Origin of the sequence: Roseinatronobacter alkalisoli, from assembly GCF_028745735.1 — a bacterium.
Classification (GTDB): domain Bacteria; phylum Pseudomonadota; class Alphaproteobacteria; order Rhodobacterales; family Rhodobacteraceae; genus Roseinatronobacter; species Roseinatronobacter alkalisoli.
In genome coordinates this window covers 1-11,456 of sequence record NZ_JAQZSM010000048.1, presented here as the reverse complement: position 1 = coordinate 11,456, position 11,456 = coordinate 1, and the positions used below count along the sequence as shown (strand labels likewise).

Here is an 11,456-nt window from a genome sequence, read left to right as displayed (position 1 = left end):
TCTTGAAGCTGACCCGCTCTGGCCACCAGATTTTCTATGAATTGGGCATCTAATTCTGCAAGAGAGAGTAGGTCAGTCTGTTTCAATTTTCGTTGTCTCCGAAGCACCTTTTGGCAACTGCGCTTAGCCACCTTCGGTGTATTTCGCTGATAGTTCAACTGCCTGGGCTCCGGCAGCGAAGCTGCCTTTCGTGCGATAGCAGCGAATTGGTGCTTCGTCCCACTCCCGGACCATCATGGAAATTGCGGTGAAAGTCCCCTTCGAGCCCTGAGCGGTAACCAGGGCTGCCGGTTCGAAAAGTGTTGGCAGCCCCATGTTCATGCTCCAATCTCACCGCAAAACACAGAGGGGTAACTATGTCCATCATCAGTCACATCACGCTCGGGACCAACGACGTGGAGCGTGCCGGTCGCTTCTATGACGAGGTTCTTGGCGTTCTTGGTTTTGAGCGTTTGCCCAAGCCTGCAGGCAAACCGCCAGCCTATGAGAAGGACGGAATGCCGACGATTTACCTTTACCCGCCAGAAGATGGCCGTCCTGCCACATGGGGGAATGGCACTCATATCGCCTTTGTCGCGGAGACCAAGGCGGTTGTTCACAGCTTCCACGAAAATGCACTTCGCGTGGGTGGAAGCTGTGCGGGAAAACCGGGTCCAAGACCGCAATACGGCGATAATTACTATGCCGCATATGTTCGCGATCCTGACGGCAACAAGCTGCAAGCTGTCTGTTACGCGACGGCTGATTGAGGACTTTCGGCTCTGTTCCAGCGTCCGCACCGTCCCGCACACCCGCCATCCGGCTGTGAATCGGCGTGCTGCACCGCCGCAAGTCGGCTTAGAGCCCATCAGCGACATTTATCGAGTTGCAGAAATGACCGCTCTTGGGTATCCGCGATTTATTCTATTGTTGCTATATAGCTGATGTAATATATAATGACGCTATGGTTAAGCTCGATTCCGTCTTCCACGCTCTCGCTGACCCCACACGCAGGGCCATTCTTGCGCGCCTGATCGAGGGCGAGGCCACTGTTGATGAAATCCGCGAACCTTTCGCGATGTCGCAACCTTCCATTTCTCGCCACCTCAAGGTGTTGGAACAGGCGGGGCTGATTTCGGCACGCATCGAAGGCACGTCCCGGCCCCGCCGCATCGAGCCGGTAGCCTTCGCGGTAATTGAAGACTGGCTGGAGCAGTACCGCGCCATCTGGCAGGCGAACTACGCCCGGCTGGATGAGGTGCTGACGGAACTCAAACTAAAGGATGATGCGACATGAACCCCCTGCGTATGACGACGCCGACCGACACGACTATTGAGATTATACGTAGCTTCGCAGCGCCGAGATCGCTGGTCTGGCGCGCACACACGGAACCAGAACTTGTAAAACGCTGGCTTACTGGCCCGACTGGCCACACCATGCCGGAATGCGAGATCGACCTGCGCGTCGGCGGCACGTACCGCTATGTCTGGGAATGGCCAGAGGGGCGCATGTCGGCAACTGGCACTTTTCGGGAAATTGTCCCTGAACGCCGTCTCCTACTGACCGAGACCTTTGATTTTTTACCACACAGCGAGACGCTGGTGGAGCAGGTTTTCACCGAGTCTGGTGGCCGTACCACGGTCGAAATGAACCTGCACTACGACAGCAAGGCAACGCGGGATGGGGTGTTGCAAAGCCCGATGGATGAAGGTCTTGAGGCAAGCTATTGCAGCCTTGATGCCTTGATTTCTGAGACAATGTGATGAGAACTGCGTCGGAGCTTGTTGCCGCGTTGGAGGACTTGGCCGATCCTCAGGACGTCGATTATGTCGCCCGCTTCTACAAAGGTGGCGACCCGGCAACTGAAGTGATGGGCGTGCGCATGCCCAAAGTCTTTCCCATAGCCAAGCAATTCGCAACTATGCATTTGGACGATGTTGCGGCACTTCTGGACGACGACCGATACGAGGTCAGGATGGCCGCTGTCGCCATCATGGATTTTCAGGCGCGCAGGAAAAAGCTTGATGTCGCCCATCGCGAGGCGCTCTTCGATCTGTACCTGCGCCGCCATGACCGGCTGAACAACTGGGACTTTGTGGACCGGGCAGCGCCCCATGTTATTGGTGAATATCTGGTGGATAAGGATCGTTCGGTGTTGCACCGGTTGGCACGCTCGGTGGACCCCCATGAGCGGCGGACGGCGCTTGTCGCAACACACGCTTTCATCAAACGCGGCGAGGTTGGCGACACCTTCAGAATTGCTGAAATACTGGCTGCCGACACGGACGACTATGTGCAAAAGGCCATCGGATCATGGGTGCGTGAAGCAGGAAAGTTGGATGAGGCCGCCTTGATGGCGTTCCTGTCAAGTAACAAGGAGCGTCTCCCGAAAACAACGATCACCGCTGCGGCAAAGCATCTATCTCAAGAAAACAAGAATGAACTTCGCAGCCGCTGAAAGCTGCCATTCGCCTAACGGCAGAAAAGTCCCGCAATGCGGACGCTCGTTCATGGCGCAGCGAAAAGCCGCTTTCGACGCCCATTCCGACGGGAGAGGCTCGGAGCGTCAGCCGGTCTTACCGGCTGACGCCTGGAGCGCGGTCCCGCAAAGGATTTTTTTTGCCACCAGCTGTCCACCCACAGACTTATCCCCGGATTTTGGGGATAAGTCTGTCTGTGGGGACAGGTAACTACCCGGTTAAGCCGGAACTGCGGATCGGCCGGAAGCGTGCCCCGTCACGCGGAACGCCTACAGACTTGCAAGGGCATTGCCAAGTTGTTGTCCGTTAGGTGCGGTGGTCTGTGCCTCGTGCATTCATGCCGTCATTTCGTGGGCATAGCCGGCCCACAACCCGAAGGCATCAGCACGGGCGTGGCGATAGGACGTGGCGGTCAGTCGGTAGCGGCGGGGTTTGAAGATCGTATTGATTTGGTCATGTGCGGCGAGAAAGCGCTTTGCCTGGCGTGGAGACTTGAAGCGGCCCATGATCTTCTCCCGCCTTCGGGTCGGCCTGTGGCTGCCCTCGATCCGGTTGTTGAGACCCTTGTGGGCGCGATGGTCAGCATTGGATGCCAGCTGTGCGATCGGCTTTGCATAGCTACGCAGCTTGTCGGTGATGACCACTCTCGGCTGGCCATATTGAGTGATCAACCGTGTCAGGAAGCGCTTTGCAGCTTTGGCATTGCGGCGTGTCTGGACGAGAATGTCGAGCGTGTCTCCGTTGGCATCGATGGCCCGCCACAGCCAGTGCTTTATACCGTTGATCGGTATGACGACTTCGTCCAGATGCCATTTGTCATTTGGTCGGGGACGATCCCGGCGGATGCACGCCGCGAAATGCGCGCCAAACCGGTTGACCCAAAGACGTATCGCTTCTCGGCTGACAATGACACCCCGTTCCGCCAAGAGATCCTCGACATCCGCCGTGCTGAGGGCAAACCTGTGGTAGGCCCAGACTGCGTAGGCGACAATCTTACGTGGGAAACGAAAGCCTTTCAGGCGCGGCATGGACGGTGGCACTTGCATCGGTCACCATCTACCCAAGTCATGCCACACAAACAACTTGGCAATGCCACGCGCAGTTCTGGCCCGGTTGCATGGGGGATTTCCAACCCAAGGATCGGCGAGCCTGTGATGATTTCACCATTGGGGGCGACCACGCGGTAGAACACGCGATTGAGCCGCGACATGCCCAAAATAGCAAAGGACGAATACGGAATATCTACGATGACATTGCCGTTTTCATATTGCACCGTATCGGCGATGGATAACGCCGCAGCGCCCAGTACCCGGTCAAACGCCTCTTCTGCGGCTTCAATTGCGTTCTGTCGAATGATCAGAAACAGCACGAATCCCAGACAGACAAACAGCACCGAGGCGCCGCCCACAAGCTGCCGCTCTAAGGACGCGGGCGCCCGTTGCCGGACGGGAATTTTTGGACTTAGGTATGGCATCTTCGCAACAAATAACCCGCCCCGCGCTGGGTGTAGATTTCAACTGAACTGCCTTCCAGTTTGCGGCGCAGGCGCGACACCAACAGTTCAACGGCGTTCGGGGTTCCGGTGTCATCAAGTCCGAACAGTTTGACCACGATCTGATCTTTATTGACGGTATTGGGCGCATTGACGGCCAGACATTCAAGCAGATCATACTCGCGCTTGCCCAGATCCAGCGGCTGATCATCAAGCGAGGCGGTGCGCATCCCGATATCCATGCGCAACCCGTCGATCTGAAGCTGTGGGCTGGATTTTCCCATGCCACGGCGTGCCAAGGCCCTGACGCGTGCCGAAAGCTCGGCCAGTTCAAACGGTTTGACGATATAGTCATCTGCACCCAGATCCAGCAGGCTGACTTTATCCGCCACCTGATTGCGGGCGGTCATGACCAGAACGGGTGTCGCAATCCCCGTGTTGCGCAAACTGCGCAGCACTGCAAAACCATCCTGACCGGGCAGGTTGATATCCAACAAGATGACATCAAAATCCCCTGAAAGGGCGTACTCCCCGCCTTCCAGCCCATCGCTAACCACGGTCAGCGCATGGCCATCGCGCGCCAGTCGCGTTTCGATCGCATCTGCAATGTCGATGGAATCTTCTACAAGTAGAATGCGCATTAGGTTCCTACGGGGCATGGAGAGCGCTTCGCGTTCCGTGAGATGAATAGTCTGCGGACGCGAGCGAAGCTGAGCATGCCCTGTTCACAAATGTATTTCAAGGGCAAATGCCGGGTGGTTCTGTGCTGGGCAGATGATGTGCAAGGTGACAGGACTCTGACAGCTAATCCGGTCTAGTTTGTTTATCGGAGGATGTAGGCCGCGCTTGCCGCCGCCTGACAACAGTAGGGGGAGGGGACCAATGCTTGGCATTTTGTCAATTGCTGCGATGCGCGCTGCGTTGCTGACCGGCCTGTTCGGTGTAGGCGCCGGGGTGAGCGCCGCTGGCCCCAAGCAGCTCGACTGCAATGCTGCAAGCGGGCTGGGGCCCGGCTATTGTGACCGCGACGGCAACCTTCTGGCGAGCCTGCCCGATGATCCGGCAATGTGGCGCGATCCGCCCACGCTGGTCTGGGCCTATACGCCTATTGAAGATCCCGCGATTTACGCGGAACTGTTCAAGCCTTTCACCACCCATCTGGCGGCCTGCGTGGGGCGTCAGGTTGTGTATTACCCGGTCCAGTCGAACGCCAGTCAGGTCGAAGCCCTGCGATCAGGGCGCATCCATTTTGCTGGTTTCTCAACCGGCCCAACCGTTATCGCCGTCCAGCAAGCGGGCGCGGTTCCATTCGCGGCCAAGGGTGCGGGCGACGGCATTCGCGGGTACCGGTTGGTCGCTGTGGTGCGCGCCAATTCCGGTTTTCAGCAACTCGGCGATTTGCGCGATCAGCGCGTGGCGCATTCATCGGCCATGTCGAATTCGGGCAATCTGGCTCCGCGCGCCCTTTTTCCGGATCACGGCCTGCGCCCTGATGTGGACTACACGCCGATCCTTTCCGGCGGGCATGACCGATCGCTGCTGGGCGTATTGCGGGGTGACTACCACATGGCCGCAGTGGCGTCCGACGTGTTGGAGCGGATGACTGAACGCGGGATTGTGCCCGCTGACAGCCTGCGCGTCATCTACGAAAGTGCGCTGTTCCCGACGTCATCCTTTGTGCATGCCCATGATCTGACCCCTGAATTGGCGCAGGCATTGCGGGACTGTTTCTTTTCATTCTCGTTTCCTGCACAGATGATCAATGAATTCAACGGCGACGATAGGTTTTTGCCGCTGGATTACAAAGCCGACTGGGCCGTGGTCCGCGACGTTATGGAACAGGTGGACGGCATGCTCGATTAGCGCACGATGGCTTAATCCGACGGTCGATCCGACCCGTTTCCAGTCCTTGAAATGAGAGAACATCATGGTTTCCAAAACAGGAAAACCATTGCGCGCGCCTGTGCGTGCAATGTCCCCACGCGTGTCGTCCGGCACTTTGCACTATTGGTTTAGGACAAAGGCATCTGATCCGACATCGCTGCTGGCCCTCGGCCTGCTGGTGCTGTTTCTTTACCTGATCGCGGGGCCGATCTTTCTACTGCTGTCTGATGCGCTGCGGGTTCATTTCCCCGAGCAGGGTCGCACTGGGCTGCCGCAGGGCGCATTTACAAGCTACTATCTGGAACGGGCGATGTTTTCGCCTATTTCGCAGGCAGTGTTCTGGCGGCCCCTTGCCAATACCGCGCAAATTGCGGTGGGCGCGATTGTTGTGTCGCTGGTTGTGGGCGCGCCGCTCGGTTGGCTGCTGAGCCGCACGAACCTGCCGGGCAAGCGGTGGTATTCGACCGCGCTGATCGTACCGTACATGCTGCCAAGTTGGACCTTTGCGCTGGCATGGACTACGCTGTTCAGTAACCGCACCACAGGCGGCACGCCTAGCTGGATGGAAAGCTTCGGCTTTTCCCCGCCGGACTGGCTGGCTTACGGCCAGTTTCCGATCACGATGATTTTGGCGCTGCACTATACCCCCTTCGTCATCTTGCTGTTTGGCAATGCCCTTCGCCAGTTTGACGCCCAATTGGAAGATGCTGCGCGCATCATGGGGGCGGGTCGGCTGACCATTGCGCGCAAGATCGTGCTGCCGCTGATGCTGCCGTCGCTGGTATCAGCCTGCACGCTGATATTTGCCAAGGCGCTGGGCGATTTTGGCGTGGCCTATATTCTGGGTGTCCCCATCAATTACAACGTGCTTGCGACATCCTTGTTTCGAGCCATCAGCACCAGTCAGGCGGGTATGACGGCGGTGCTGGCCGGAACGATCGTGCTGTTCGGTGTCCTATCGATCCTGATCGACATGCGGTTGTTGCGCGAAGCGGGACGGTTTCAGACCATCGGTTCCAAGGGCGCGATGGACCGGACCACCGATCTGGGTAAATGGGGCGTGGCGGCCAGCGGATGGGCTATGTTTGTGTTTATCGTCAGTGCGGCAATCCCTCTGATGGCGCTGGCATTAACCACGGTAATGATACGTCCGGGCGTGTTCACGCCGGATAACTTCACGCTGGCTTATTGGATCGGGTCTGATCTGGGCACGACTGCCCTGCGTCAGGGCATCTTGCTGACGCCGGAATTCTGGCGCGCGACGTGGAATTCTCTGTGGATCGTCGGGTCTGCTTCGCTGGGCGCTGGCTTTCTGGGGCTTTTAGTCGGCATCGCCGTGGTTCGCGCTCCGATGCGCAGTGCGGGCATGATGCTGCGTCAGATCACATTTCTGCCCTATCTGGTGCCGGGAATTGCCTTTGCCGCAGCCTACCTGTCGATGTTCGCCGTGCCGCGCGGCCCACTGCCCGCGCTCTACGGCACTTATATGATTTTGATCCTTGCCATCTTGGCGGATCAGATGCCGTTTGCGTCGCGTGCGGGTATTTCAGCGATGATGCAACTGGGCAAAGACCCCGAAGAAGCCGCCCGCATCGTTGGCGCGGGCTGGTGGAAGCGGCTTACCGCTATCGTCATCCCGATCCAGAAAGGCGCACTAGTTGCGGGCGTCATGCTGCCGTTCATTTCCGGCATCAAGGGCCTGAGCCTTGTTGTGGTGCTGGCAGTTCCCGGAACGGATCTGCTGACCACCTATGCCATCCGACTCGTCGATAACGGGTACACGCAGGCGTCAAACGCTGTGGTGTTGATGATCTGTTTGATCGCGTTCTTCGGCACTATCGGGGTGCAACGCCTCACAAAAAGCAAATTATCCGACGGACTTGGAGGGAAATAATGCCTAGTATTCGTCTGCTACACATCGAGAAATCCTATTCCCGCAGCGCGCCAAAGGCGGTCGAGGATCTGAATCTGGAAATCGAAGATGGTGATTTCCTATGCCTGCTGGGGCCTTCGGGCTGTGGCAAGACGACGACCCTGCGCATGCTGGCCGGGCTAGAAGATCCGACCGCCGGTGACATCCAGATTGGGGATCGGATGATCGTGTCGGTCAGCGGCGGCATCTGCGTCCCCGCCGAAAAGCGCGGGCTGGGGCTGGTGTTTCAAAGCTACGCGCTATGGCCGCATATGACTGTGCGCGAGAATGTCGAATTCGGGCTGAAGTTGCACAACATGCCGCGTGATGAACGCCACGCCGTCGCGGATGAGGTGATGAGCAAACTGGCGATCGTCCAGTACGCTGACCGATACCCCAACCAGTTGTCCGGCGGGCAGCAGCAGCGAGTGGCGCTGGCGCGGATGCTGGCGTTGAAGCCGGACATCATCTTGCTGGATGAACCGCTGTCTAATCTAGATGCGAAACTGCGGCTGGAAATGCGCGCCGAGCTGAAGCGCATTCACCGTGAATTCGGCGCGACGATCGTGTTCGTGACCCATGATCAATGGGAAGCCATGACGCTGGCATCAAAGATAGCGGTGATGAGCGCGGGAGAATTGCAGCAACTGGGCACACCGGACGACATCTATCAGCGCCCTGCCAACCGTTTCGTGGCGGAATTTGTCGGCAGCCTGCCGATCAACGTCATTGCCCTGTCGGGCGCGGAAAAGGCCACGCCCCTTCAGGCATGGATGGCATCTGTGCTGGTCGAACTGGGATCACCCGTGAATGTCGAGTGTGTCGGCTTCCGCCCCGAGGCGCTGAAGCTGTCGCACTGCGACGCCGCGGCGTCCAGTCAGGACCTTCCTGATCGGTTGGGTACCATTATCGACATTCTGCCGACGGGCGGAAATTGGATTATCGAGCTCTCGGTCGATGGCGAACAGATTTTCGCCATCACCGGCAGTGCGCCGGACTTTGCGTCCGGTGACACGATCCGGCTGGGGCTTCAGGCCCGCGATCTGCATCTGTTTGATGCGGACGGCACCCGGATTAACGACGTTCAGCCTGTGCTTACGCAGGTCTGAACACCTGGTTGAAACTCTGGAGGAGAAAGACACTATGAAGTTCAGGAAAACCCTGCACACGACCACCGCAATCAGCGTGGCGCTGTCAGCTTTTGTACTGCCGATGATGGCCACCGCGCAGACCGCGCTGGGCATCGCAGATGAGGATTATTCCTACGAGGCGCTGGTCGAACTGGCTCAACAAGAAGGCCCTATCACGGTTGTCGACGCTACGGGCCAGATTGTTGCCATGGCCGAAGCCTTCACCGCGAAGTACGGCATTGACGCGGTGGGCGTACGCATGAATGCGCAAGAACAGGAACAAATCCTGCTGCGCGAAGCGGCGGCCAGCAATGTGCAGACCGATGTGTTCAACATGAGCAACCTGCCCGCAGTCACCACGCAGTTGATCCCGCAAGGCGTGGTTGTCAGCTGGATGCCGCCGGATCTGGCCGATGTGGTCCCTGCACAGTTCCAAGATCCGGCGCTGACCAGCAACAACCCCTGGCTGTGGGTGTATAACCCTGATGCCTTTGCCGATGGGTGCCCGATCGACAATGTTTGGGCCATGACCGAATCTGAATGGCGGTCGCGCATCGCAATCCCCGACCCGCTGCTGCGCAACGAAACCCTGTTCTGGTTCAACCAGATCGAGATGCATTCCGACAACCTGATGGCCGATGCATATGAGGCGCATTTCGGTGAACCACTGGAAACGGAAGAAGCCAGCGCGACCGCCGAATGGGTTAAACGACTGGCGCAGAACAATCCCAACATCACGCAGGGCGATTCCCAGGTAGGGCCAATCATCGGGGCATCTAGCGAAAACGACGCGTATGTGGGTTTCCTTAGCTCGGCCATCTTCCGGCATGCCGAGCGTGACGGCTACCGGCTGGCGATCTGCGACGGTCTGCAGCCCTATGCCGGGCAACTGGCCCCACGTGTTGCAGCAATTGCGGCAGGTACCAGCCACCCGAATGCGGCCAAATTGTTTTCGCGCTTCATGATGACCGAAGAAGGCATGGCCCCGCAGCTTGAAGACGGCAAGATTTCGTCGAACACTACTGCGGCGATGCCGGACATGGAACGCTCGGGTGTGATCAATCTGGTTGACCAGCTGCATATTGCAGACGCCACGACCGCTGCACAGGATTTCGAACGTCTGCAAGACTGGCAGGACTTCTGGATCATCAACGCGCAGTAAGGGCGATCTGAAACTACCCAAGGGCGGGGTATCCCCGCCCTTAGGTTTGTGAAGGCGGCTGCTACTGAAGCCAACGCGCAAAATACCTTATCCCGATTCTGGGGGACTTCATCGACCGCTGGCCAGAGAACGGGGCGGTCATACGCATTGTGCGAGAATTGATGGATGCAGGCAATGCCATTGATCTACATTTGAACATGAAGGATCAGCTAGCTGGTCAGACCTGCGCATCCCACCAGCCGCGCCCGGTCTTCGGGTCGATACGGACCATGATCTCGCTGCCAACCGCAACCTTGGCCAGGCGTCTGCGCGTCTCGGGCTGCGATGTGCCGGTCTGACCTTCACTGTCTTGCCACTCCAGCACATGAAGGCGCTGCTTGCCCTGATAGACATTGGATGAACGCCGCGCGCTGACCCGCGCCAAGCGCCGTTCGCCATGGCGCAGTGCGCGAAAATGCGGCAGCCTGCGTTTCATAGTCCAAGCGGTAAAGCCCAACGCACCCAACATCACGGCACCTGCCACTCCTGTCAGCAACATGCGCAGGCGCCTTTCGCGGTAGGGATCGACGCTGACTACATGTGGGGCAGAGGCGCTGTAGCGGATACGCACCTGCCCGCCGACACGCAACTGATCATAAAACGGTCGGCCGACAGATTTTCGCTGCGTCAGCGGCTCGGGCATCCCTTCCGGGTGATACCTGATGCGCACAGTCGGTGCCCGCCAGCCCGAATATCTTGAAGGTTGTTGCCTGAATTGCCGTGCCAACACTTCTGCCCGCGCCTCGACACCGTCACGGGCGAGCGCCGCGAATTGCAGATGCGCGCGCAGTGCGAATACGCCAAGGCCCAATGCCAGCACCAGCAGGATCACGGGCTGGTAAAACTGCAACCGTTTGAAAATTTGCCCAAGGTTATGCGGGTCCCGGTCCATGCGTCAGCTCCCTTGCAAGGGGCCGCGCCAGCAGTTCTGCACGCGCTGTGGCGCGACGGCGGTTCAGCCAACTCCCCATGTGGCCTGCCGCTTGACGGCAAGATCACCTGATTGTGCCAGTTGAGCAAGCGTTTTTCGCCCCGAGCGGCCTTTGCGGTCGTGCAAACGCCCAGAATTGGGCGTTTGCATCCGCGAACCCGCAGCAGGGTGGTCCGGCGGGCTCGTTCTTCATCTCTGCGGCGGACCTGTCTTTCGGCTTTCGTTCAGTTTGGATTCGGATCGCGGTCACGCATAGCGGTGGTGCTCGAAGGCGACGGATGGGCATTACCAAGTTGTTGAGCATTGGATTTGAAAGGTCCTGGCTGGATACATCAAGCAGTCATCTGAGCGGCATAGTCTGTCCAGAGACAGAAAGCATCTGCCCGGGCGTGGCGATATGAGATGGCGGTCAGTTTGTAGCGTCGAGGGCGGAAGATGGTGTTGAT

At 58.4% G+C, this 11,456-nt stretch carries 12 protein-coding genes and 1 pseudogene; 8 read left to right on the top strand and 5 right to left on the bottom strand.

The genetic code is table 11. The annotated features are described in order from the left end of the window. Positions 1-356 precede the first annotated feature (356 nt). The 4 genes from PUT78_RS21775 to PUT78_RS21760 all read left to right on the top strand — a co-directional run bounded on the left by PUT78_RS21775 (position 357) and on the right by PUT78_RS21760 (position 2,438). A complete protein-coding gene (locus PUT78_RS21775) occupies positions 357-749 on the top strand; it encodes a VOC family protein (RefSeq protein WP_274354361.1) in 393 nt (130 codons plus the stop codon). Between the two features lie 194 nt (positions 750-943). After that, on the top strand, positions 944-1,276 hold the full coding sequence (locus PUT78_RS21770) for an ArsR/SmtB family transcription factor (protein ID WP_274354360.1): 333 nt from the start codon (positions 944-946) through the stop codon (positions 1,274-1,276). Further along, positions 1,273-1,743 carry an SRPBCC family protein gene (locus PUT78_RS21765; protein ID WP_274354359.1) on the top strand — a complete coding sequence of 157 codons (471 nt, stop codon included), beginning with the start codon at positions 1,273-1,275 and terminating at the stop codon, positions 1,741-1,743. Before PUT78_RS21770 ends, PUT78_RS21765 begins: the two co-directional genes overlap by 4 nt. After that, positions 1,743-2,438 (top strand): DNA alkylation repair protein, encoded by a 696-nt coding sequence (locus PUT78_RS21760; RefSeq protein ID WP_274354358.1) that lies wholly within the window; start codon positions 1,743-1,745, stop codon positions 2,436-2,438. Before PUT78_RS21765 ends, PUT78_RS21760 begins: the two co-directional genes overlap by 1 nt. A gap of 357 nt (positions 2,439-2,795) precedes the next feature. On the opposite strand, the gene PUT78_RS21755 is transcribed toward PUT78_RS21760, so the two are convergent. The 3 genes from PUT78_RS21755 to PUT78_RS21745 all read right to left on the bottom strand — a co-directional run bounded on the left by PUT78_RS21755 (position 2,796) and on the right by PUT78_RS21745 (position 4,593). Beyond that, complete coding sequence (locus PUT78_RS21755) at positions 2,796-3,506, bottom strand: IS6 family transposase (protein WP_274354357.1); 711 nt, start codon at positions 3,504-3,506, stop codon at positions 2,796-2,798. Next, complete coding sequence (locus PUT78_RS21750) at positions 3,476-3,829, bottom strand: sensor histidine kinase N-terminal domain-containing protein (protein WP_274354356.1); 354 nt, start codon at positions 3,827-3,829, stop codon at positions 3,476-3,478. Before PUT78_RS21750 ends, PUT78_RS21755 begins: the two co-directional genes overlap by 31 nt. Before the next feature lie 92 nt (positions 3,830-3,921). Continuing rightward, on the bottom strand, positions 3,922-4,593 hold the full coding sequence (locus tag PUT78_RS21745; protein ID WP_274354355.1) for a response regulator transcription factor: 672 nt from the start codon (positions 4,591-4,593) through the stop codon (positions 3,922-3,924). 241 nt (positions 4,594-4,834) lie between these two features. Between PUT78_RS21745 and phnD the strand changes: the two genes are divergently transcribed. From phnD to PUT78_RS21725, 4 genes are all read left to right on the top strand, one after another. Then, complete coding sequence (gene phnD / locus PUT78_RS21740) at positions 4,835-5,815, top strand: phosphate/phosphite/phosphonate ABC transporter substrate-binding protein (RefSeq protein ID WP_274354354.1); 981 nt, start codon at positions 4,835-4,837, stop codon at positions 5,813-5,815. Positions 5,816-5,879: 64 nt separating this feature from the next. Next, positions 5,880-7,730, top strand: coding sequence for an ABC transporter permease (locus tag PUT78_RS21735; protein WP_274354353.1), 1,851 nt, complete (start codon positions 5,880-5,882; stop codon positions 7,728-7,730). Continuing rightward, positions 7,730-8,857 (top strand): ABC transporter ATP-binding protein, encoded by a 1,128-nt coding sequence (locus PUT78_RS21730; RefSeq protein WP_274354352.1) that lies wholly within the window; start codon positions 7,730-7,732, stop codon positions 8,855-8,857. Before PUT78_RS21735 ends, PUT78_RS21730 begins: the two co-directional genes overlap by 1 nt. A gap of 34 nt (positions 8,858-8,891) precedes the next feature. Further along, positions 8,892-10,040, top strand: coding sequence for an ABC transporter substrate-binding protein (locus PUT78_RS21725; RefSeq protein WP_274354351.1), 1,149 nt, complete (start codon positions 8,892-8,894; stop codon positions 10,038-10,040). A gap of 217 nt (positions 10,041-10,257) precedes the next feature. On the opposite strand, the gene PUT78_RS21720 is transcribed toward PUT78_RS21725, so the two are convergent. Next, a complete protein-coding gene (locus tag PUT78_RS21720; RefSeq protein ID WP_274354350.1) occupies positions 10,258-10,971 on the bottom strand; it encodes a DUF3592 domain-containing protein in 714 nt (237 codons plus the stop codon). Positions 10,972-11,342: 371 nt separating this feature from the next. Beyond that, a pseudogene (locus tag PUT78_RS21715) lies at positions 11,343-11,456 on the bottom strand (IS6 family transposase); the annotation flags it as partial.